Genomic DNA, 22,096 nt, shown 5'->3' on the forward strand with positions numbered 1-22,096 from the left:
CCTGAACTGAACTCATGCTTGTGTCGAGTGTTGGATAAAGAGATTGACCGGGACATCCCCCAGCGCTTCGCTGACATTCAGCTCCCTGTTTTGTGTGACTACGCTGCTGGCAAAAAGTCCCCTCAGGTTTGTATCCGAAGCGGCGGACGGTAAAACCACCCGCGTATCGCCCCAGCGCAGCGCATCGACCTGGGGGATGGCACTGTTTTCCAGCAACGTTGCACAGCGCACCGGCACCACGACAATGGCCCGCACACCCTCGTGTTCGCGGGCGAATGCCAGTACGTTGTGGGCCTGACTGCCCAGCACTTCCAGTGGCTGGTAATCGCCACGGCGGAACAGCTCGCTGTGCTCCTTGCGCAGGTTCAATACCGCGCTGATCAGCGCCTGTTTGATGCGCCCGTCGCGCCAGTCCCTGAGTAGTTCGGCACTTGGCACGGACGCCTGCAACGCTTGCTCGCGGGCGGCGTAATCCACCGGCCTGCGGTTGTCCGGATCGACCAGACTGAAATCCCAGTACTCATTGCCCTGATACAGATCCGGCACTCCCGGCACGGTCATGCGCAGCAAGGTTTGCGCCAGCCCGTTGAGCGCGCCGGCAGCGGCGATGCTGTTGACGGTTTTGCTCAGCGCCGCGCGAAGCAATTCGCCTTCTTCGCCGGTCAGGAGTTTTTCCGTGAAGGCCTGCGCCGCGCTTTCATAGGCTTCGTTCGGTGCGCTCCAACTGCTTTGCAGCTTGGCCTCGCGCAAGGCTTTCTGCTGCCATTGCCAGATGCGCTTGGCGTACTCGGTGAAACCGGCCTTGTCGTCATCCAGCAGATCCAGCGGCCAACTGCCGAGCAGTGCCTGATAGAGGATCAGTTCGTCGCCAGCGGACGGTGCGTCATCTTCGATGCGGACCGGGCGGGCGAGGGCGCGCCACAGTTCGACCTGGTCGGCGTACCAATGACTGCGCTCGCTGAGCACGGCCAAGCGGGCGCGGGTGTCTTCGCCACGCTTGTGGTCGTGAGTGGCGGTGGCCAGCAGGTTGTCGGGAAACTCCGCCATGCGCTGCTGATTGACCTCGTGGAATTCGCTGACCGGCGCGCTGAATTGCTCGGTGTTGTAACCGACATCATTGCGCGACAGCAGCACCGCCGAACGATAAAGCGCGGTGTCTTCCACGGCTTTGGCAGCCGCCGGCGAGGTCAGTTGCTGGAAACGCACGCAAGCATGCTTGAGGATCTTGCGCGAACGCCCGCGTGGCTTGCGGCGCCATGGCGTGCCGCCGAGCCAACTGGCGACCGAGTCGAGTACTGGCCAGTCAGCCTCGCTGAGGGTCTGCCGCGCTCCGTCCATGGCGTGCTGGAAAATTGCTTCGTCCTGCTCGGAACGCCCCATGGCGCTGATGTAGGTGCGATAAACCGGGAAGTGCACGATCAACGCGTGCAGCACGCGGCGAATCGCGCCCAGGGTCAGGTCGCGGGTCATCAGGTCATCCCGCGCGACTTGATGCAGCGCCTGCGCGACACTTTCGAAATCGCTGGCCAGCGAGCCGTTGAGGATCTGCTGACGAGCCAACTGCGCTTCTTCAATAAACGCTGCCGGGCGCTCGGTGCGGCGCTGCCACAGCTCGCCCAGCACATGTTCGCCGTCCGGGTCGTGTTGCAGCAGCGACAGCTGATTCATGAACTCATAACCGGTGGTGCCGTCCACGCTCCAGTCGCGGCGCAGGGTTTCGCCCTCGCCGAGGATCTTCTCGACATAGATCGGCAGGTGCCGTCCCGGTGCAAGGTGATCAAGACGCCGGCGCAGCTTGCGGCAGTAGCCACGCGGGTCGGCGAGGCCGTCGATGTGGTCGATGCGCAGACCGTCGACCAGACCTTCTTCAACTAACTGGAAGATCTTGCCGTGGGTCGCTTCGAACACCGCCGGGCGCTCGACGCGCAGGCCGCCAAGCTCGTTGATGTCGAAGAAGCGCCGCCAGTTGATGTCGTCCGCCGCCGTGCGCCAACTGGCCAGGCGATAACTTTGCCGTTCCAGCAGTTCGTGAAGCTTGTGAAAGCCTTCCTCGGTGGTGGAATCGTACTGAGCGAGGTTGCCTTCGATAGTCGCCAGAACATGCGGATCGCTCGCCAGTTCGCGCAACTCTTGCTTGAGCGGCATCGCCAACGAATGGGCATCGGTCTGGTAGCTGAGTGTGCTGAAGCGATCGGCCAGAGACTTCAGCGTGTCGTCGGACTTGAGTAGCTCGCCATAGTTGTTCGGGCAGATCGGGAAGTGATGGTCGTAATGTTCGACGTAGAACGTGCCGGTCTGCGCGTTGAATTTCAGCTTCAGCGTGCCTTCCTGCAACGCCACGCCGTAATCACTGCCAAGGAACGGCAGCAGCAACTGACCTTCCATCAACGGGTCCGGCGAGTGCCACTGAATGTCGAAGAATTCGCCGTACGGGCTCAGGCGTCCCCATTCCAGCAAGTCGAGCCACCACGGGTTGTCGTTGCCACCCACGGCCATGTGGTTGGACACGATATCGAGGATCAGGCCCATGTTGTGTTCGCGCAGGGTGCTGACCAGTCGGCGCAGTGCCGGCTCACCGCCGAGTTCCGGGTTGACCTGGGTCGGGTCGACCACGTCGTAGCCGTGCATGGAACCGGCGCGCGCCGCCAGCAATGGCGAGGCATAGATATGGCTGATGCCGAGGCGGGCAAAGTACGGCACCAGTGGCACCGCTTGTTCGAGGGTAAAACCTTTATGAAATTGCAGGCGCAAGCTGGCGCGCAATGGCTGGATTTGCTGTTGATTCATTGGTCACGCTCAGTGGCTTGAAGGCGCGCGCAAGCCAGCAGTTCCAGGCGGCGGGCGGCATCGGGGCCGTCCAGCAATGCTTCGCTGGGACCGGGCAAACGTCGCGACCAGTTCGGATGTGAGTCGGTGGTGCCGGGCAGATTCGCCTGTTCATCGATACCCAACGCATCTTCCAGCGGCAGCAGCACCAGCGGAGCGCGGGTGTGGCCGAGGAAACGCACGCTGGCATCGACCACTTGATCGGCCTCGTGGGACTCTTCACGGAAATTTTGCGGATCCTGGCGCAGCGCATCGCGCAGGCCTTCGCGTTCGCGCTCGCGATGTCGACGCCAATCAATTTCGCCATTGGCATCGACCAGACCCAGGCGCGCATTCCAGTCGATATCGCGGCCATGCCACCAACCGTTGAGCGTCGGCAGGTCATGGGTGCTGGTGGTGGCCAGCGCGTCATCCGGCCAGTCGAGAATCGGTTTGAAACGAGTGTTGTCCTGCTCGAACAACAGCACGCGCATACCCAGAATCGAACGCGCCGCGAGTTTCTCGCGCAGACCTTCCGGTACGGTGCCGAGGTCTTCGCCGAGCACGATGGCCTGGTGCCGATGCGACTCAAGGGTCAGCAGACGCAGCATGTCGTCGAACGGGTAATACAGATAGGCACCGTCGGCCGGGTCAGCGCCGTTGGGGATCACCCACAAGCGTTGCAGGCCCATGACATGGTCGATGCGCAGGCCGCCAGCATGGGCGAAGTTGGCGCGCAACATGTCGATGAAAGCGCGGAAACCGTTGCGGATCAGACCTTCGGGCGAGAAGGCGGAAATGCCCCAGCCCTGGCCGCTGCGATTGAGGATGTCGGGCGGCGCGCCCACGGTCAGCGAAGCGAGCAACTCATCCTGAAAGCTCCACGCCTGGCTGCCGGCGCCATCAGCACCGACGGCGAGGTCAGCGATCAGACCGATGCCCATGCCGGCGCTGCGTGCAGCAGTTTGTGCGCGCTCGAGGCAGCGATGGATCAGCCATTGGCAGAAAGCGAAATAGCCAATGCGCTCGGCGTATTCCTCGGCAAACGCGCTCAGCGCTGCGCCGCGCGGGTCGTGCCAGTGCTCAGGCCATTCGCGCCAATCGAGGCTTTCGCCACGGGCGGCGCGCATTTCCTGAATCGCTTCAAAGCGGCAATGGTTTTCCAGCGCTTCGCCACCGGCGTGACGGAAACTGGCGAAGTCGGCGTGCAGCGGGTGCTCGCCAGCGACAAAACCGTCGTACAAAGCTTGCAGCAGCTTCTGCTTGGCCTCAGCGGCAGCCGGCCAGTCGATCAGTTTGAGATTTTCCAGTTGCTCGAACTGCGCGGCCAGGCCACTGGCATCGATCGCATCACGCAAAGCGCGTTCGCCAAGAATGCTCCCCGGCGCCGCATACAGGGAATTGAGAAACAAACGACTGGAAGGTGAATAGGGGCTGTAACGGCCGGTGTCGGCGCTGAACATCGCGTGCATCGGGCTGATTGCCAGTGCATCGGCGCCACGTTCGCCAGCCACGCGGACCAGTTCTTCCAGCGCCTGAGTGTCGCCAAAACCCCCGTCGCCAGGACGACGCAACGCATACAGCTGTGCGCTCAGCCCCCAGGCGCGGGGGATCGGGCTGTCGACCGCATCGCCGACGCTGAAGCAGCGCTCGGGCGCGACCGCCAAAGTGAAGTACTGATCGCCAATGTGCACTTGCTGATAACCGACCGGAACCAGACCCGGCAGCATCGCTTCGTTGTCCAGCTTGAGACTCATCTGCGAGCCGTCTTCAAGATGAATTTCGCAAGGCGTTTCCGGTGAAAAGTAGCGACTCAGATCGAGGTCAACACCCACGTCGCAGGTCAGCAGGGGCGGCAAGTGGCGGTCTTGCTGGACCTCTTGCAGTTCCAGCAGGCTGGCATCGATTTCTTGCGCGGTGCTGGCGGGGTGGCCGAGTCCGATCAGGACATTGCGCAGCACAGCAGGAGCGACTTTTTGCTGACGCCCGTTGGCGTCGATCCAGTCGACGGCAAGGCCGGCTCGGCTGGCGAGTATTTCCAGTTGCGCATCGCTCATAGGCGCTCTCCATCCAGGGGGTGCATAACGGGTGCGGCCGTGAGGCTGACGAGCGCGGTGTACGCCGGCAGTTGATTCGGGTCCGACAGATCAAGGGCCGGCGGCTGTTGGAACAACCACTCGGTATGGGTCTGTGCAGGGTTGACCACTGCCGTATCACTGAGGTTCAGGTCAATTCGCAGCTCACTGCCATTGCCCAGCCGCCAGCGTGCGCTGACCGCGCCATAGCCGAGCATCTGCGCACCCAGAGCCTGGGTTCCGGAGAGATTGGGAATGATGTACTGGTGACGCAACTTCAGCAGTTGACGGTAGAGCTCCTGGGTCTGCTGTTGCAATGGCGTGCCGCTGCCGGACAAATGCGGCTGCGAGGCGCGGAAGGTTTCTTCGGCATTTGGATCGGGAATCTGCTCGCGCTTGTGCGGATCGGTAAAGGCACTGAACGCGGCGAATTCATTACGCCGGCCTTCACGCACCAGTTCTGCCAGTTCACCGTGGTGGCTGGTGAAAAACAGGAACGGTTGCTCGGCGGCAAATTCATCGCCCATGAAGATCAGCGGAATCATTGGCGACAGCAGCAACAGCACCGTCGCCGCCTGAACTGCGCGCGGGTCGGCAAGTTGATGCAGGCGCTCGCCAAACGCGCGGTTGCCGATCTGGTCATGGTTCTGCAGGAACAGCACGAAAGCGGTAGAAGGCAGATGCTCGCTCGGCTCGCCGCGTGGTTCACCATGCCGAGTGATGTGGCCCTGGAACACGAAGCCCTGACTCAGGCAACGCACCAATTGCTCGGTAGGTTGCGCGGCGTAGTCGGCGTAATAGGCGTCGGTTTCGCCAGTCAGCAGTACGTGCAAGGCGTTATGACCGTCGTCGTTCCATTGCGCGTCGTAATCGGTTTCCAACAGGCTCGACTGGTTGAGCTCATTCTCGACGGTCAGCCAGACGTGGCGGGTGGGGTCGATCTGCTGGCGAATGCGTCGGGCCAGGTCGCTGAGGAAATCCGGGGCTTCAATCGCATGCACCGCATCCAGACGCAGGCCGTCGAAACGGTATTCGAGCAGCCACATCAGCGCGTTTTCAATGAAGAACTCGCGCACTTCAGCGCGGCGGAAGTCGATCGCCGCGCCCCAGGGCGTGTGCTTGTCTTCGCGAAAAAAACCTTTGGCGTAACGATGCAAATAGTTGCCGTCGGGACCGAAGTGGTTGTAGACGACGTCGAGAATCACCGCCAGGCCATGGCCGTGCGCGGTGTCGATCAGGTGTTTGAGTTGTTCCGGCGTACCGTAGGACGCTTGGGGGGCGTAAGGCAGCACCCCGTCGTAACCCCAGTTGCGATCACCGGGGAATTGCGCCAGCGGCATCAGTTCGATGGCGGTAACGCCCAGCGCCACCAGCCGCGCCAGATGCTGTTCGACTTCGGCAAACCCACCGAGCGCACCGACGTGCAACTCGTAAATCACCGCTTCGCTCCATGGCCGGCCATTCCATGCGGTGTGCCGCCATTGATAGGCGTGCGGGTCGACGACCACGCTATGACGGTCGAGGTCACCATCCTGGGCCCTGGAGGCCGGGTCCGGCACCTCCAGTTCGCCATCGATGCAGTAACGGTAGCGACTGCCCGCCGGGCAATTGGCCTTGATTACAAACCAACCGTCGCCCTGAGGCAGCATGGGCAACGATTGGCCATCTTCCAGTTCCACACTGACGTAGAACGCGTCAGGCGCCCACAACGCAAATTGCGTGTGCTCGGCATCCAGCATGATCGCGCCGTGGGGCCAGGTTTCTTGGGTCCTTGACGGCATTTTCTGCAACTCCCTGGTTATTTGTGGCTGGCTTTACCCAAAGCCTTGGCGACCAGTTGTTCGTAAAGTTCGGCGTAGGGTTCAACCGCTTTGCTCCAGTTGAACGGTGCGGCCATGGCCCGGCAACGCATGGCGTTGAGCAGTTCCGGAAAGGCGAAAACCTTGAATGCGCGGCTCAGGGCTTCTTTGTAGCTCTCAACAGTGGACTCATCGAAGAGGAAGCCGGTGACGCCGTTTTCAATGGTGTCGGCCAGGCCGCCAGTGTTGCGCGCGACCGGCAACGAGCCGAAACGCTGGGCGTACATCTGGCTGAGGCCGCAAGGCTCGTAACGCGAAGGCATCAGCAGGAAGTCGCTGCCGGCAAACATGCGCCGAGCATCGGTTTCGTTGAAGCCGATGCGCACGCCGATCTGGCCAGGAAAGCGCAGCGCCAGCTCACGCATGGCTTGCTCTTCTTCCGGCTCGCCGCGACCAATGATCGCGATCTGGCCACCGTTCTGCACGATGAACTCGGACACCGCTTCGGTCAGGTCGAGACCTTTCTGATAGACCAGGCGCGAAACCACGGCAAACAGTGGACCGGTGGAATCGTGCAAGCCAAACAGCTCACGGACATGGGCGGCGTTGACCGCTTTGCCTTCCCAGTCGCCGATGGCGAATGGAGCAAACAAGTGCGGGTCAGTCGCCGAATCCCAGCTTTCATCGATGCCGTTGGGGATGCCGCTTAGCAGGCCCTGCTGGGTTTTCGCAGCGAGGAAACCGTCGAGGCCGCAGCCGAAGTCCGGGGTGGTGATTTCCTGCGCGTAAGTGGCGCTGACGGTGGTGATGTGGCTCGAATAGGCCATGCCGGCCTTGAGGAACGACATCTTGCCGTAGAACTCCATGCCTTCCTGCTGCAGCGCGTGGGCGGGAATCCCAAGCTCGGGGCAGGAACCGAGGCTGGTCACGCCCTGGTAGGCAAGGTTGTGAATAGTGAACAGGGTCGGCGTGCGCTGCCCGCGCCAGTGCATATAGGCAGGAGCGAGACCGGCCGGCCAGTCATGGGCGTGCACCAGATCCGGGCGCCAATGGATTTGCGCAAGGTTGGCGGCGATATCGGCAGCGGCCAGGCCGAGACGGGCAAAGCGGATATGGTTGTCTGGCCAGTCGCGACCGTTGTTGGCGCCGTAGGGGCCGCCCTCACGCTCGTACAATTCAGGGCAGATCAACACGTAGATCACCAGGCCATCGGGCATGTCCATGCGCCCGATCTTGCAAGGTGGCAGCGCAGCGTGGCCACCCAGTTCGCCGATGATGTGAATCGGGTTTTCGCTGTGCACCACCTGCGGGTAACCGGGAATCAACACCCGTACGTCATGCAGATGGGCCATGGCCCGGGGCAGGGCGGCGGAAACGTCACCCAGACCGCCGGTCTTGACCAGATCGGCGATTTCCGACGTCACGAACAACACTTTTTTCTTGTTGGGATTCTGGCTTGCTACCGGAGCAAGCGTCTTGGTGCCGGGTACGTTGATCTGTCGGCTGCCGGGAACACTGATGGTGCTCGATTCTCCAAGCGACTGGTGAGCACGCTCTCCCTGAATATCCAATGCCGCACTGATCATATGTATCTCCCGTGTGTGATCTGATTCTTGTCTCGAACAAGCTGTTTCATGGCCAAGTCCTGTGGCCGGGCGCAAAGGCGCCACGCATCGGTGAGCAAATGCTGACCCAACACGCGCAAGCAGAATGGGTGGTGAGGCCGTTGCAAGGATTACACCAGTCGCTTTCGCCCAGTTGTTCTGATGACCTGTGGCGTGAAGCAAAAGTTTCGACTTTTTTTCGTCGGTATGACCGAGTGGTTTGGCCACTGAAAAATGAGTCTAGGCCAGATCCTAGAGCGGGCAGGGGCAAATGGGTAAATTGTTCGACAATCGGTTGTGTCGGGAGGTAAGCGAGGGTTCAGGAGGGGAAACGCTCCGACGAAGGGCATGTTTTTCGGTCGGAGTGGGCCAAAACGGTGACTGGGTAGTCACGGTTTTGTGCTAGGGGATGGGCCGGTTGCACCGTTGTGGTGCGAGGGTATTTCAGAGCGGTATCTGAGATGAGACCTTCGCGAGCAGGCTCGCTCCCACAATGGAACGCGTACAACCTGTGGGAGCGAGCCTGCTCGCGAAGAGGCCTGTTGCAGCAACTCAACTTTAAAGTGATGGAATCAATTCAACAGACGCACCGGCTCCCCAGCTGCCCAAGCCTGAATATCCTCGATCATCTGCCGGAAGAACTGCTCGTAATTCTGCCGACTGACATACCCCACATGCGGCGTGGCGAGGACATTGTCCAGCGTGCGAAACGGGTGCAGGGCCGGCAAAGGCTCTTGCTCGAATACATCCAGCGCCGCCCCGGCAATGCGCCGTTTCTGTAGCGCCTTGATTAGCGCCGCTTCATCGACGATCGGCCCGCGCGCGGTGTTGACCAGTAGCGCGGTCGGTTTCATCCACTCCAGTGCTTGCGAATCGACCAGTCCGCGACTGCGCTCGCTGAGCACCAAATGCACCGACAGCACGTCGGCCTGTTCGAACAGTTGCTGCTTGCTGACATACGTCACGCCGGCCTGTGCAGCGCGTTCGGCGGTGAGGTTTTCGCTCCAGGCGATTACCCGCATGCCGAACACCTGACCGAACTGTGCGACCCGCTGGCCGATGCTGCCCAAACCGAGAATCCCCAGCGTCTTGCCGTGCAGATCACCGCCCAACCCCTGCTGCCACTGGCCGGCGCGCAGAGCATTGGCTTCGGTAACCAGATTCCGGGTCGCCGCCATGATCAGCGCCCAGGTCAGCTCTGGCGCGGCGTGTTTATAGCTGTCGGTGCCGCAGACCTGGATGCCCAACGCCGCTGCGGCCGGCATGTCCAGCGCTGCATTGCGCATACCACCGGTGACCAGCAACTTCAGATTGGGCAAGCGCCCGAGCAAATCGGCGTCGAACCGCGTGCGTTCGCGCATCACGCAGATCACCTCATATTTGCCGAGGCGCTCGGCCAATGTCGCGTTGTCGGCGGGGTAATCGTGCACAAAGGTCACTTCACCAATGCCTTCCAGCACCGACCAGTCGACCACGTCGCGTGCCACGTCCTGCCAGTCATCGATCACTGCAATCTGCACTGTCATCGCCTTACCTCATCAAGGAGCGGAAGGGGTTTTGCCCAGCCAGCCGAGCAATGCCTGATGGAATTTCCCCGGTTCCTCCATTTGCGGCGCATGGCCCATACCCGGGAATTCAATCAGCGTCGACTGCGGGATCAGCTTGGCGACTTGCTTGCCGAGCACCTCGTAGTGGCCGATTTTCGCTTTCACTTCCGGCGGTGCGAGGTCTTTGCCGATGGCGGTGGTGTCGGAGGTGCCGATCAGCAGCAGGGTCGGCATTTTCAAATCCTTGAACTCGTAGTACACCGGCTGGGTGAAGATCATGTCGTAGATCAGCGCCGAGTTCCACGCGACCTGGGTCTTGCCCGGACCTTTGCTCAGACCGGCGAGCATGTCGACCCAACGATCGAATTCCGGCTTCCAGCGGCCGTCGTAATAGGTGGTGCGCTCATAGTCGCGAATGCCCTTGGCCGTGACCTTCAATTCACGCTGATACCACTGATCGACGGTGCGATACGGAACGCCGAGGGCTTTCCAGTCTTCCAGACCGATCGGGTTGACCATTGCCAATTGATCAACCTGCTCAGGGAACAGCAGCGCATAACGGGTGGCGAGCATGCCGCCAGTGGAGTGCCCGAGCACAGTGGCTTTCTGAATGCCCAACGCCTTGAGCAATTGCTGGGTGTTCGTCGCCAGTTGCTGGAAGCTGTATTGATAGTGCTCAGGTTTGCTGGACGTACAGAAACCGACCTGATCCGGCGCAATCACGCGGTAGCCGGCGTCGCTCAAGGCCTTGATCGAACTGTCCCACGTCGCCGCGCAGAAATTCTTGCCGTGCATCAGCACTACGGTGCGACCGTTGGCCTTGCCATTGGCAGCGACGTCCATGTAACCCATTTGCAGTTTTTGGCCCTGGGATTCAAAGGCGAAGTGTTTAAGCGTGTAGGGATATTGAAAACCTTGCAGCTCCGGACCATAGGCAGGCCCTTCGGCGGGAGCGTTTTCAGTGGCCGCGTGCGCCATTAATGGCAGTGCAGCGCTGAGGACGAGGCCGGGCAGCCAGCGGGAAAGCGTGACGGACATAAGCACAAACTCCTTGAAAATTGGCCGACTCTGGAAGGCCGGGATTACGCCGACGTTAAACAAAGGCAATCACATGGGCGGTTGGTTCAACCGAGCCAGCCGAGGGTCAGCAAGGCCAGTACGCCATAGCGCGCGCCTTTGGCCAGTGTCACGATCAGCAGAAAACGCCCGAGCGGTTCGCGCATGACCCCGGCAATCAAGGTCAGCGGATCGCCGATCACCGGCAGCCAGCTGAGCAGCAGCGACCAGTGCCCGTAGCGCTCGTAATGCTTGCGCGCCATGGCCATGTGCCGCGGGCTGACCGGGAACCAGCGTCGATCCTGAAACCGCTCGATGCCACGGCCCAGCCACCAGTTGACCAGCGACCCGAGCACGTTGCCCAGCGTCGCCATCGCGAGCAAACCCCACAGCCAGTAACGCTCGCTGACAATCAGACCGACCAGCAGCGCCTCGGATTGCAATGGCAACAATGTCGCCGCGCCAAACGCAGCAAAGAACAGACCGAAATAAGCCGCGCCCATCAACGGGCCGGGTAGTCCGCCACCACTATGTCAGCGCCGTCCTTCTTCAGACCGATGATTTGATACGCGTCGCTCATGCCGTCCATTTCCATGCCCGGCGAGCCCATCGGCATGCCAGGCGCAGCCACACCCAGCAGATCGTCGCGCTTGCTCAACGCAAGCACCTGATCGGCCGGTACATGGCCTTCAACGAATTTGCCATTGATGATCGCCGTGTGGCAGGACGCCAGACGCGGTGGTACGCCGTGCTGCTGTTTAAAGCTGCTCATGTCGCTTTCGACGTGATCTTCGACTTTGAAGCCATTGGCTTCGAGATGGCTGATCCACTTTTTGCAGCAACCGCAATTGGCATCGCGGTGCACTTCGATCGGGATCAGTTCGGCGGCTTGCGCCAGGGAGGAGATGAACAGGGTGCTCAGGGCGAGCAGACGCAGTTGGCTTCGCATGGGAATGGGCTCTCGACTCGGTGAAGGTCAGAAAGCACGCATTTTGACCGGTTTTTCCATCCCGGCATCAACTGAGTGTTTCCAGTTGCTACAAGACAGCCGAGCCAATGTGAGAGCGAGCCTGCTCGCGAATGCAGTTGACCAGTCGCAGATACAGTGACTGAAAAATCGCTTTCGCGAGCAGGCTCGCTCCCACAGGGGATTGGCGTAAAGGGCAAAATCCCCGTGGTCGCGGTTGGCTTAACTGACCTTGAACCGTCCCATGATCGCGCTCACGCGGCTATTGGCTTCGAGCAACTGGCGGGTATTCAGTTCGCTGGCCTGGCCGCTCTGCACCAGTTCATCGACCATGTGACGGATCTGCACCATGCTACGGTTAATCTCTTCGGTAACGGCGCTTTGCTGTTCGGCGGCGGTGGCGATCTGCGTGCTGAGGCTGTTGATGTGGCTGACCGAACCGGCCATTTCGTCCAGCCCCGAGTTGACTCGGGCGGTGGCGTCAGCAGCGGACTGGCAGCTGGCCTGAGTGTTTTCCATGGCGCTGACCGACGAACTCACGCCTTGGGTCAGGCGGGTCAACATCTCGTTGATTTCCGAGGTGCTGGCCTGAGTGCGGGCGGCGAGGGCGCGGACTTCATCCGCCACCACCGCAAAGCCGCGACCCTGTTCCCCTGCACGCGCCGCTTCAATTGCGGCATTAAGGGCGAGCAGGTTGGTCTGCCCGGCAATCGCGCCGATGACGCCGAGGATTTCGGTGATGCGCTGGGCGTCCTGCTGCATGTTTTCAACTTTGTGTGTAGCGCTGGCCACTTCGTCGATCAGCGCGACTACGCTGTTGGTCGCTTCCCCTACCACGACGCGCGAGCGATCGGCGTTTTCATTGGCGCGCTGGGTGAAAGCTGCGGTTTCTGCAGCGTTTTGCGCAACGCTTTCGGCGGTGGAGCTCATTTCAGTAATCGCGGTGACAGTCTGGTCGGTTTCCGAGGCGTGGCGCAGCAGAATCTGGCTGGTGTGCGCCGAGGTGCGTTGCAGATTATCGAGGCTGGAAGCCATGGCGCCGGTGGCCTGGGTGACTTCGCCGATCATGTTCTGCAAATAGACGATGAAGGTGTTGACCGAATGGCCGATGGCGCCCAGTTCGTCTTCGGCGCGAATGGTGATGCGGCGAGTCAGGTCGGCGTCACCGCTGGACAGTGAATCAATGTTGGCTTTCAGAGCCTTCATGCGCTGTACCAGTTTGCGAATCGCGTAAACCTGCAACAGCACCAGCAGGATCACCAGCGGAATCTGGATCAGGCTGAGACTGTTGAGCACATCGTCACGCTGGGCGGTGAGCATCTTGGTCGGCAGGGCAGTGGCGAGGAACCACGGTGTGCCCTCGATAGGGCGCATGAAGAATGTGGCGTCTTCTCCGTTGTTATCGAATTCGACGCGTTGCGCTTTATCGCGATTTTGCAGGCCGGTCTTGATCTGACTGATGAAGGTTGAGCTGGATGCCAGTTCGCTGATGTTCTTCAGCACGATCGGGCCGCTGATGCGCGAGCTGTTACTGATGATCTTGCCGTCAGCCTCAACGATGAGCATTTCGGCGTTGAGGTCTTTTTCCTTGCGCGCCACCAGGTCGTTGAAGAAGCCCAGGGTCACGTCGATGGTCGAGACGCCCCAGGTACTGCCGTTCTTGTAGATCGCCATGGCGCAGTTGGTGCGCGGCTCGGCACTGGCGTCGTCCTTATAGGCAGCGGCCCACGCGCACTGGCCGCGCGGGGTGGCCATGCCGCCCTTGTGCCAGCTCTGGTCGTAGTAGTTCGGTGCGGCGTCGCTGTTCCAGAAGGTATTGACCTTGAGCTGACCCGAGGCGTCGCGGTGCCAGAAGGTGCTGAACTTGTTGCGCCCGGCTTCGCGCTGGCCGGGCAACGGCCAAATGCCGCCGCCAAAGACTTTCAGTTCGCCGTACTGATCCACCAGCCCTGGCAGCACCGCGTCGATGGCGGCGCTGTCGAGCAGGGGGATGGTCTGGGTGATGCTGCGTTGCTGCGCCTGCACCTTGTTCAGTTCGCCCTGAATCTGCACGGCGACTTCGGCGATGCGGTTGAGCACGACCTTCTCTTCGGTATCGCGCAGGGTCGGTGCGACCAGTTGGCTGATGCCGACCACGGTCAGCACGGACAACAACAGGATGAACAGAATCAGAAACAGCGTGTAGCGAGCCTGAATAGTGCGCAGTGCGGGCATGGAACTGATCCTTGAGCGGCTTTTTTGTTGGAGGGCGGGAATAAAACAGGGCGGGTATCACAGCGTATCGTCGTTACGGGCGGAAGCTTTAGGTACTTGCGCGCCGAAAGAACTCCGGGCGATGACCGGTTGGTATCGGGATTGGTACATCTCGCGCAATCGCCACAGTTGTTACATCCTGATGACGGCTGTGAAGCAATGTTTGCGGGCCTTAAGCTCGGTGTCATGAATGTACGAGATTTGTAAAAAAGCGCACAAAAGAGTTGGTGCGATCAGCGAAGCGGCCGATACTCGCGCCCATTCAATTGGTTGGAACAAGGACATTTCATGCTCATTGCACAAGGAATCCTCGCATGACGATCGGCTATACCGGCGCCTGGGAAAGCAAGGCGGGCGTAATGGTCCGTGATACCGGCGCGAAGAAGCAGGTTTCGCAGAGCGTCAAAGTGCAGCAGATGTTGACCCTGGTCGGTAACGATCCGAATGCACTGAATGTCGCGGAGATGGACAAACAGGGTTTGCGCAAGCAGATCAAGGGTTTCGACCCGGCCAACGTTTCCGTCAAGCAGTTGGGCAACCTCAGCGAGTTCCTGCGCGGGCGCGGCCTGATTTCCGAAATCACCTCGATCACCTTGCTCAATGCCGGCGACAAATTCGACCGTTTCGGCGTGCAGAAAGACCCGGAGGCGAAGTTCAACGCGCTGGAATATTTCGCCACGCAGCTCGATGCCATTCAGACCAACAGTCTCAATGGCAATTACTACGGCAAGAGCCTGATTCCCGAGTTCAAGAAAGCCATTTACGTCTTGCAAAACCTCAAGACTTACGGTGAAGGCAATGCCGCCGTGCCGTCGGACAGTGGCATCAAAGCCAAGGCATAAGCCCGCACGCATGAAGCGGGCTCAGCCTTGTATTGCGCACGTTCAGACCGGCGATAAATCACGAACGCTAAATTGCCGTTGCGTCTGAGCATGCAGGTCTTGCATGTACGCGCAGTGCAAGGCCAGTCTGCGCGGGCGGAAACCGCGATGGAACAACGCCAGCCAGCCGCCCTGATTGTCTTGCGCTGGTGCCAGACCGGTGAAGACAAAACCAATGGCGTTGAGACTGTGCAGATCCCCGGCAAATTGTCGCGACAGCTGCAGGCGAATCGAAATCAGCCAGTGCCCGGGCAGCGAGCGCAATTGGTTCAGCAGTTCCAGATCGAGTTTTTCCAGGAGCATTTCGTGGCGATCGCCGTGTTGTTCAACCTGAACCGAGGCCCCGCGCCAGCGTCCAGCATTGGCTCCGATGCCGAACACGGCCGTCAGACGCTCCATCAAGGGCCTACAACTGGCAGGCCAGACCTGGTCAGGCAACGGCCGCTGGTAGCCATCGATCGCCCGAACGCCCAAAACGATCGACTCCGGTTTTTTGCAACCAAAAGGCGAGCGGACATAGTCCGGTAGCAGTCCGGTGTTATGGAACCCGAGGCTGATCGCCATGCGTTGGGTGTAAGGGTGGTGGGTGACTTGCTTGATCGAAACGCTGCGACAACCCAACGCCTGTGCGTGAGTCAGCAATTGCTCACCCAGGCGCGTGGCGATGTTCTGCCCACGGGTGTCAGGATGGACGGCACTCAAGGCCAGCTCAGCGTCGTACGATGCCTCGCTTTGCCTGTACAAAGTGGCATGACCACGTATCCGTTCTCCCTCGACCGCAACCAGCGAGTGCCAGCGTTTTTTCGCATGGTTCTGACTGATCAGGCACGGCAGATACACGTCGCTTTGTACGTAATGGTCGCCGTATACCTGGCGAAACAGTTCGCTGACGGCGGCGGCGTCGCTTTCACGGTAATTGCGCAGGATCAGCGATTCCATCAGGCACCTCCCCGTCATGTTGCTCATAGCAGCGTAAATCGACGATCGGCAGGCTCTTGCCGGCGCGAGGGTGGCGCGCGAGATCCTCGAAGCGGCAGCTCTGGATACGTAGCTCCAGTAATCCAGCGCTTCGCAGGTGGATGATCTGCGGGTAACGTTCGATCAAGCGGGCCTCAAGTTTGTTATCGATCTGTGTTGATCGCTCTTCGACTACGTATTTCAACGTCAACACGTCGGTGCCGTCGGCCTGTTCAATCAACAATTGCCAGTCGTCGCTGCCAGCAGTGCGCCTTACGGTTTCGCTGATTTCATCCGTCATCAGCGACAGGATGCCGACGCGCACGCGCTGGCTGTTGCCGCTGCGGCCCCTGAGGGCGAACTTGCGTTGCGGCGCACCGATCGGTTCGCGCCAGCACGCCAGGTCTCCCACGGGATAGCGGATCAGCGGCATCAAGCGCCGATGAAGGTTTGTCAATACGAGCAGGCCGTGTTGATCGCAGGCCTCGATCGGCTTGCCCGTGTGCTGATCGATGATCTCCAGCAGGACGTGGCCGTCAGGCGTGCGATGTTCGCCTTCCTCGCAGTCGCGATGACTGGCGCCGATAAATCCAGCGTCGACGCTGGCGTAGCCGATGGAGGCGATGCGTGCATCGGGCAGCACTTGCGCAAGGCGTTGACGCTGTGAGGCGAACAGGCTCTCCCCGCCGTAAAGCACTGTATCAACCCGAGGCAATACAAGGTTGCGTTGCCCCAACCAACTGGCGAAGGTCAATAATTGCGCGGGCACGCCAGCCAGCACGTTGATCCCGTGTTGCGCGATGGCATCGGCCAGCTTCGGCGGGTCGACTTCACCGCTGAACGGGAACTCGGTGATCGGCGTATCGACATGGGCCAGTGAATCGTGGATAAACAGAAAACTGGCATAGAGGTCGCCGGCGAAGAACAGATTGGCGACCCGGTCGCCCGGGCTGAATTGTCCATTCAGGCTGCGACCGAAATTCTCTACGGTGGCTTGCCATTCGGCACGGGTGTAGACCGAGAGCCTGCCGCTGCCTGTGGATCCGCCGGTCTTGAAAACCACCGCCGAGCCGATCGGCGCGGTCAGTACCGGCCATTGGTCGAGGTTCTCGCTGCCAATCCAGAAACTCGCAGGATCAAGCAAAGGCAGTTCGGTCAGTGAGTTTATTGCCTCGGGAACATCATCGAGACAGTTCTGGTAGTAGCGTGAATGCTGGCGGGCAAAACTCATCAGTCCGCGAATCGGTTGGGTTATTTTCACAAAGTGTTCTTCCTGAATGATCTGACTTGCGCTCAAACGTCAGCGGCGCGAGTCGATGACCAGTGGCGTCTTGCCGCTGTGTTTGTTTTGAATGAAATCGGCGGGCGAGCATTGTCGGGTCTGCATGACCAGCAAGCCGCTGTCGATGACCGTATTCAGAGTTGAATAATCCGCGAGCCGGGCTTTAACCACGTCAGTTGCAAGTTCGCAGTGCAACTGCAGACGCTCAATCCCGTCGCAGGTGTGGTCCAGGTGCAACTGAATTGGTGCCTGCAGCCGTGCAGAAAGCTCGCCTGCCGAGATGAAGTCGGTGCCAATACGCAGCAGCGTGCCGTGGCGTTGCAGCAGTTCGAAACGTGGCGACTGCAACCCGCAGGCGCAGACACCCGGCAGCCAGCGCCCGGTGTCGCCGATTTCGTAACGCTGCACGCGCTGGCCACCTTCACGGGCAAGCGAAGTCACTAGCAGCCGACCCACTTGATCGTCGACCACCGCGACATCTTCATCCAGCGCAACGATTTCCAGTTGCTGGATATCGCTCATCAAATGGAAAACTCCGTCCGCTGAAACCTGGCAGGCATGGCCAATCGGGCCGGCATCGACGCTGCCGTAAATCGCCGAGCGGATCGTCGACACGCCACAACTGTGCAGCAATTCACGGTTCTGTTCGCTCACGTGCTCGCCACCGAGAAAGACTTTTTCGACCCCGCCATAAGCACGCAAATGCTCCTGCTCGTTGAGGAACAGGCGATGCAGCGTGCCCGGCATGCCGACCAGCACATTGACCCGCTGGTCGATGATCAGTCGGGCAATTTCCCGATAGTCGTTATCAGTAGGCGCGGCCATGGGCAGGTGCGTCACTTCGAGCCATTCCAGTGCTTTGCCGAAGCTGAGAAAACCGCCGTACAGCCCGCCACAGAAAAACAGGTTCATGACCCGATCCCGCGCCGGATCGAGACCGGCGGCGAACAGGCCATCTGCGGTTGCGCGCATCTGCCGATCGAAGTCGCGATAGCTGTAGCCGGCCAGCGCCGGGGTGCCGCTGCTGCCTCCGGAGCGAAAATACAACTGCGCCTGATCGTTGACGGGCTGGGCGACGAAAGCCGCTTTGTCCATGATCGCAGCGCCAGGCTTCGCGGGTGATGACGCTGTATCGAGAGAGGCTTGATTCGGCAGTTGCGTCGCCGCCAGACTCACCGATACGCGGCGACTCAGACGTTGCAGCGCGTAGACGCCGTCATGGGGTTCGCCTGCGTAACCGTCGTGAATGCTGCCGATCGGAGCAATACGCGTGACCCCGGCGCCGATGAGTGCATGGGTCAATTCGACAATGCGCGATTGCGCGCACACCAAAGCACAGCTTTGCAGCACGTTGCGCCATGGCAGCAGGGTGGCGGTCAGCAGGGCCTGTGGCACCGGGTGCAGCAACACGCTGCGGAACAGAGGTGAAGGTGCAAGTTGCCGATCATGGCTCCAGATCACCCGCCAGCCTGGGCCGTTCCAGACTTGGCCGGTGTGTCCGGCAAAACTCTGGCCGAGGCGGGCCACCTGCGTATGCGTGGTGATTTGTGAAGCTTCCTGCAGTGTCGGCACCAGTGCGGGCCATTGTGCGGCGCGGCGCTTCAACGCTTGCGCCAAGCGTTCACCGATATCGCGCAAAACCTTTGGATCATCGCTGTCCACCAGCAACCATTGCGGGCTGGAGCAGGCCTGCTGATCCAGTCGGCAGACCTCGTCGGCCACAGCGTCGAGCGCCTCGGCCGTGGCAGTTTGCGCACAGAGATACACGAAGCTGATGCGATGTCCCCAGTCGATCCAGCGACAACCCGGCGCCAGTTGCTGTCGAATGGCTTGCAAAGCCGCTTCGCCACCCCACGCTGCGACACCGTTGGCGTGCTTGCACAGTAGGCCAATCTCGCCGGTGTTGGCTGGAATCACCGCTACATAACCAGCCAGTTGCCCGCTGGCATCGCACGCTACCAATGTGCTCAGCAGTCGCGCCGTCAGGCCTCCATCGCTGCGGCTGGGCCGCAACCAGTTAACGTTGCCGGCCAGCAGACTTTCGACCACTGCGCAGAACGCCAGCAGCGGCGCATTGGCGGGGGTGATGTGCACCACCAGACCGAGCGCACGCCAGGCTTCGAAGCGTGGCTGGCGATAATCGATACGGCGCAGCGAATCGGCATCGGCGCCGAGTTCGCGCTGGCGCTTGTGCCTCAGCGCTTGCGGTTGGCAGAAATCGATCAAGGCTTGCCGTTGTTGGTTGTCGAGCGGCAAATCGGTGGCCGCGCTACGCAGCTGCCGGGCAAAACACGTCACGGCCTGGATGACCGTGCCGCTTTCAAGTGCCGTCGCCAACCGGTGCGGCAGCGCCTGTTGCAGGTCTTGCAGCGCTTGGTCGAGGCTGTAACTGTCGTGCAGTTGTCCATTGATCAGATACATGTCAGTGATTTCCCAGTAATTCGGCGGCGGCCATTGCGCAGCTTCTGCCCGCTGTGGTCCCGGCGCGGCCGTGCAGTTCAAACCAGTCGGTGGTCAATCCGCAGCCGCAGCTTGCGCCCGGGTGCAGCGTCGCCAGGTCGCTCATGACCACGGCATGGGCGGGGCTGGAGGAGATATAGGGCGAAACGAAGCCGAGCAGGCCTTGTTGGCCGTAGGGCAGCAGGGAAAAATCCGCCGGGTTGCGGATCAACACCCGCGCATACACCGGCACGTGAAAGCGGTGATGGGCACATTCGATGTAAGGCACGGCGTGTTCGACAGCGCCGTAACCGTCGCGGCAGCGAGCGGGTTCGATGCCCAGTTGCCGATGGATATGGGCGTAGAGCTGCTGTCTGGGGATTTCCTGCGCGGCGTGGGTTTTCCAGCCACCGCCAAAAAAGGCCAGCGAACCGGCCGGCATTTGCAAATCCTGCACGCCGGTGTCCTGCATGCGTTGCAGGGTCTGCCACAAAAACGCCGGGAAACCGAAGATCCGCACCGGCAAACCTTCTTCAGCGAATGACTGCAACGCGGCGATCACCCCGAACACGTCGAACTGGTGGCCGCTACCGGTGTTGCGCAAGGCATAGACCACCCGGTTGGCCGGGGCGAACCGACACAGAAACTGGTCGGTGAACGAAGTGCCGAGGGTAATGCGGCCTTCCGGTTCGTAGCTGAGCAGCAGGTAATTGCACGGTGTGTCCGGGGCGTCCCAGCCGTAATGGCGGAAGATTCGCGCGACCATGAATTGCGCCCGCGCCAGGCTGCGCTCGTCGTAACGCATCCGGCTTTTCTGCCCGCTGGTGCCCGACGAAGTCAGTTCCAGGGCGTCCGTGGCAGTGCTGCTGAGCAGCAGGTGCTGCTTGAAGAAGCTGGCAAAAATCGGCGGCAGCCGTGACCAGTCATCAAGACTGTCGAGGTCTTGCGGCGACAGTCCATGGGCGTTGAGCCAGTGGCCGTAACCGGGCGTGTGTTCGCAGTGAAAGCGGCTGATTTCAGCCATCGCCCGATCGAACAGATCGGCCGGGGCGGAAGTCAGGCAATAGGGTTGCGGCAACGCGCACACCGCGTCGGCATAGGGTAAATGAGTCATCAATGTTCCTTATCGAGGCGAGGCCACATCAGGCGTGGGGGGTTGCAGGAGCCGGCAGATCAAAGGCAGGCACATGAGTCCGCCGAGTCCGGCCCAGAGCGCGAAATACTCGAGACGGCTGCCGCCGCCGATGGCAGCAATCAGCGAACCGCCGAGGCCCATGACGGCAATCGAGAGCATGCCGGTCAGCGCCGAGACCAGACCTTTACTGTCATCACTGGCAAACAGCGCGAGGCGATACACCGCTGCATTGCTCATGCCCAACCCTACGGCGTACAACGCGAGGCTAGCCACCACGGGTCCAAGTCCGGCCCCGAACAATGCGCATACGGTCAGCAGCAGCAGGCCCAGACAGAACGGCCAAAGAGCTAGCAGGATCAACTGCTGCAACGAGCGGGTCTTGAGTAAGCGGTCGAGCAGCAGATTGCCGGCGATCACTGCCGAGAACACCGGAATCTGCCACAGGCCATATTCCAGCGGCGACAGTTCCAGCACCCGCACCAGCAGCAACGGTGCCAGACCGATCCAGGCGATCAGCGGCAGACTCATCAGGCCTAGCGCCAGACTGGCGCAGAGGAAGCGTGGATTGCTGAACAGCGTTGCGTAGCGGCGAGAAGTCAGGCGCCAGGAGAAGGGCACAGCGGGAGTGCGTCGGCCATCGCGGCGCTCAACGCCAACGGTTTCCGGCATCCACAACAACAGGCCGAACCAGACCAGCGCCGCTGCGAGACCAAGCAGTAGAAAAATTCCCCGCCAGCTCAGCCATTCCAGCAAGAGGATTCCCAGTAGCGGGCCGAGCAGCGGCGACAACAACGCAACGTTGCCGAGCAACGCCATCAGCCTGACGGCGTCGGCTTCGCAGAAGACCTCCTGCAATGCCGGATAGCTGACCGCGACAACGAACCCCAGCCCCATGCCTTGCAACAGACGCAACAGGTTGAAAGCTTCGATATTGCCAATGAAAAAGGCTGCAGCACACGACACGCCGAAGAGCGCACTGCCGATCAATAACAGTGGCCTGCGCCCGAATTGATCGGACAAGGGGCCCAGTAGCCATTGCAGGCAGACGCCACCTAACAGATAGAGATTGAAGGCATTGGGAACATGCCGCGCGTCCGCCTCGAGCTCGGTCGTGACGTCAAGCATCGCCGGCATGATCACGTCGCTGGCCATGTAGGTGAGGAGTTCGAAAGCGGTCAACGCCAGGCAGAAACCTGCTACCTGTCTGGGGCCGATGTTTATCAGTGTTCTCTGCATGAACATCCCTGTTTATCAGTTGTAGGAAGTTCGCAGAGCCTAGGCGCAGACGCACGGCGG

14 protein-coding genes and 2 pseudogenes are annotated in these 22,096 nt (G+C 60.7%); 1 reads left to right on the forward strand and 15 read right to left on the reverse strand.

The window, feature by feature from the left end:
* Positions 1-12: 12 nt before the first annotated feature.
* From ACZ0AZ_RS22205 to ACZ0AZ_RS22250, 10 genes and pseudogenes are all read right to left on the reverse strand, one after another.
* Positions 13-2,787, reverse strand: a complete 2,775-nt coding sequence (locus ACZ0AZ_RS22205; protein WP_463538150.1) for a malto-oligosyltrehalose synthase — start codon at positions 2,785-2,787, stop codon at positions 13-15.
* Complete coding sequence (malQ, locus tag ACZ0AZ_RS22210) at positions 2,784-4,862, reverse strand: 4-alpha-glucanotransferase (RefSeq protein ID WP_463538151.1); 2,079 nt, start codon at positions 4,860-4,862, stop codon at positions 2,784-2,786. Before malQ ends, ACZ0AZ_RS22205 begins: the two co-directional genes overlap by 4 nt.
* A complete protein-coding gene (gene treZ / locus ACZ0AZ_RS22215; RefSeq protein ID WP_463538152.1) occupies positions 4,859-6,661 on the reverse strand; it encodes a malto-oligosyltrehalose trehalohydrolase in 1,803 nt (600 codons plus the stop codon). Before treZ ends, malQ begins: the two co-directional genes overlap by 4 nt.
* A gap of 17 nt (positions 6,662-6,678) precedes the next feature.
* Positions 6,679-8,265: a glycogen synthase GlgA gene (glgA, locus tag ACZ0AZ_RS22220; protein ID WP_039760491.1), complete on the reverse strand. Its 1,587-nt coding sequence runs from the start codon at positions 8,263-8,265 to the stop codon at positions 6,679-6,681.
* A 590-nt stretch (positions 8,266-8,855) separates the two neighbouring features.
* Positions 8,856-9,809, reverse strand: a complete 954-nt coding sequence (locus tag ACZ0AZ_RS22225; RefSeq protein ID WP_463538153.1) for a D-2-hydroxyacid dehydrogenase family protein — start codon at positions 9,807-9,809, stop codon at positions 8,856-8,858.
* A 12-nt stretch (positions 9,810-9,821) separates the two neighbouring features.
* Complete coding sequence (locus ACZ0AZ_RS22230) at positions 9,822-10,868, reverse strand: alpha/beta fold hydrolase (protein ID WP_463538154.1); 1,047 nt, start codon at positions 10,866-10,868, stop codon at positions 9,822-9,824.
* Positions 10,869-10,954: 86 nt separating this feature from the next.
* Complete coding sequence (locus ACZ0AZ_RS22235; protein ID WP_129998684.1) at positions 10,955-11,389, reverse strand: YqaA family protein; 435 nt, start codon at positions 11,387-11,389, stop codon at positions 10,955-10,957.
* A complete protein-coding gene (locus tag ACZ0AZ_RS22240) occupies positions 11,389-11,835 on the reverse strand; it encodes a DUF411 domain-containing protein (protein WP_039760498.1) in 447 nt (148 codons plus the stop codon). Before ACZ0AZ_RS22240 ends, ACZ0AZ_RS22235 begins: the two co-directional genes overlap by 1 nt.
* 240 nt (positions 11,836-12,075) lie before the next feature.
* Positions 12,076-12,603 (reverse strand): annotated as a pseudogene (locus ACZ0AZ_RS22245) (methyl-accepting chemotaxis protein); the annotation flags it as partial.
* 333 nt (positions 12,604-12,936) lie between these two features.
* A pseudogene (locus ACZ0AZ_RS22250) lies at positions 12,937-14,067 on the reverse strand (HAMP domain-containing protein); the annotation flags it as partial.
* Between the two features lie 353 nt (positions 14,068-14,420).
* On the opposite strand from ACZ0AZ_RS22250, the gene ACZ0AZ_RS22255 reads away from it, so the two are divergent.
* On the forward strand, positions 14,421-14,948 hold the full coding sequence (locus ACZ0AZ_RS22255; RefSeq protein ID WP_039760503.1) for a hypothetical protein: 528 nt from the start codon (positions 14,421-14,423) through the stop codon (positions 14,946-14,948).
* A 42-nt stretch (positions 14,949-14,990) separates the two neighbouring features.
* Here ACZ0AZ_RS22255 and ACZ0AZ_RS22260 read toward each other — a convergent pair whose 3' ends face one another.
* The 5 genes from ACZ0AZ_RS22260 to ACZ0AZ_RS22280 are packed head-to-tail and all read right to left on the reverse strand — an operon-like array spanning position 14,991 to position 22,036.
* The gene (locus ACZ0AZ_RS22260) at positions 14,991-15,926 is read right to left on the reverse strand and encodes a GNAT family N-acetyltransferase (protein WP_039760505.1); all 936 of its coding nucleotides are present in this window, start codon (positions 15,924-15,926) and stop codon (positions 14,991-14,993) included.
* Positions 15,895-17,205 carry a phenylacetate--CoA ligase family protein gene (locus ACZ0AZ_RS22265; protein ID WP_463538155.1) on the reverse strand — a complete coding sequence of 437 codons (1,311 nt, stop codon included), beginning with the start codon at positions 17,203-17,205 and terminating at the stop codon, positions 15,895-15,897. Before ACZ0AZ_RS22265 ends, ACZ0AZ_RS22260 begins: the two co-directional genes overlap by 32 nt.
* Positions 17,206-17,244: 39 nt before the next feature.
* A complete protein-coding gene (locus ACZ0AZ_RS22270; protein ID WP_463538156.1) occupies positions 17,245-19,647 on the reverse strand; it encodes an acyl-CoA reductase in 2,403 nt (800 codons plus the stop codon).
* Position 19,648: 1 nt separating this feature from the next.
* The gene (locus ACZ0AZ_RS22275) at positions 19,649-20,779 is read right to left on the reverse strand and encodes a LuxE/PaaK family acyltransferase (RefSeq protein WP_463538157.1); all 1,131 of its coding nucleotides are present in this window, start codon (positions 20,777-20,779) and stop codon (positions 19,649-19,651) included.
* A gap of 9 nt (positions 20,780-20,788) precedes the next feature.
* A complete protein-coding gene (locus ACZ0AZ_RS22280) occupies positions 20,789-22,036 on the reverse strand; it encodes an MFS transporter (RefSeq protein ID WP_129998689.1) in 1,248 nt (415 codons plus the stop codon).
* Positions 22,037-22,096 lie beyond the last annotated feature (60 nt).

The organism is Pseudomonas sp. AC239, from assembly GCF_979258545.1.

What these genes read in the sequence shown, in the direction of transcription:
- ACZ0AZ_RS22240 (WP_039760498.1), bottom strand. Translation starts at nt 11,835, where the DNA reads ATGCGAAGCCAACTGCGTCTGCTCGCCCTGAGCACCCTGTTCATCTCC.
- ACZ0AZ_RS22280 (WP_129998689.1), bottom strand. Translation starts at nt 22,036, where the DNA reads ATGCAGAGAACACTGATAAACATCGGCCCCAGACAGGTAGCAGGTTTC.
- treZ (WP_463538152.1), bottom strand. Translation starts at nt 6,661, where the DNA reads ATGCCGTCAAGGACCCAAGAAACCTGGCCCCACGGCGCGATCATGCTG.
- ACZ0AZ_RS22230 (WP_463538154.1), bottom strand. Translation starts at nt 10,868, where the DNA reads ATGTCCGTCACGCTTTCCCGCTGGCTGCCCGGCCTCGTCCTCAGCGCT.
- ACZ0AZ_RS22255 (WP_039760503.1), top strand. Translation starts at nt 14,421, where the DNA reads ATGACGATCGGCTATACCGGCGCCTGGGAAAGCAAGGCGGGCGTAATG.
- ACZ0AZ_RS22205 (WP_463538150.1), bottom strand. Translation starts at nt 2,787, where the DNA reads ATGAATCAACAGCAAATCCAGCCATTGCGCGCCAGCTTGCGCCTGCAA.
- ACZ0AZ_RS22260 (WP_039760505.1), bottom strand. Translation starts at nt 15,926, where the DNA reads ATGGAATCGCTGATCCTGCGCAATTACCGTGAAAGCGACGCCGCCGCC.
- ACZ0AZ_RS22275 (WP_463538157.1), bottom strand. Translation starts at nt 20,779, where the DNA reads ATGACTCATTTACCCTATGCCGACGCGGTGTGCGCGTTGCCGCAACCC.
- ACZ0AZ_RS22270 (WP_463538156.1), bottom strand. Translation starts at nt 19,647, where the DNA reads ATGTATCTGATCAATGGACAACTGCACGACAGTTACAGCCTCGACCAA.
- glgA (WP_039760491.1), bottom strand. Translation starts at nt 8,265, where the DNA reads ATGATCAGTGCGGCATTGGATATTCAGGGAGAGCGTGCTCACCAGTCG.
- malQ (WP_463538151.1), bottom strand. Translation starts at nt 4,862, where the DNA reads ATGAGCGATGCGCAACTGGAAATACTCGCCAGCCGAGCCGGCCTTGCC.
- ACZ0AZ_RS22235 (WP_129998684.1), bottom strand. Translation starts at nt 11,389, where the DNA reads ATGGGCGCGGCTTATTTCGGTCTGTTCTTTGCTGCGTTTGGCGCGGCG.
- ACZ0AZ_RS22225 (WP_463538153.1), bottom strand. Translation starts at nt 9,809, where the DNA reads ATGACAGTGCAGATTGCAGTGATCGATGACTGGCAGGACGTGGCACGC.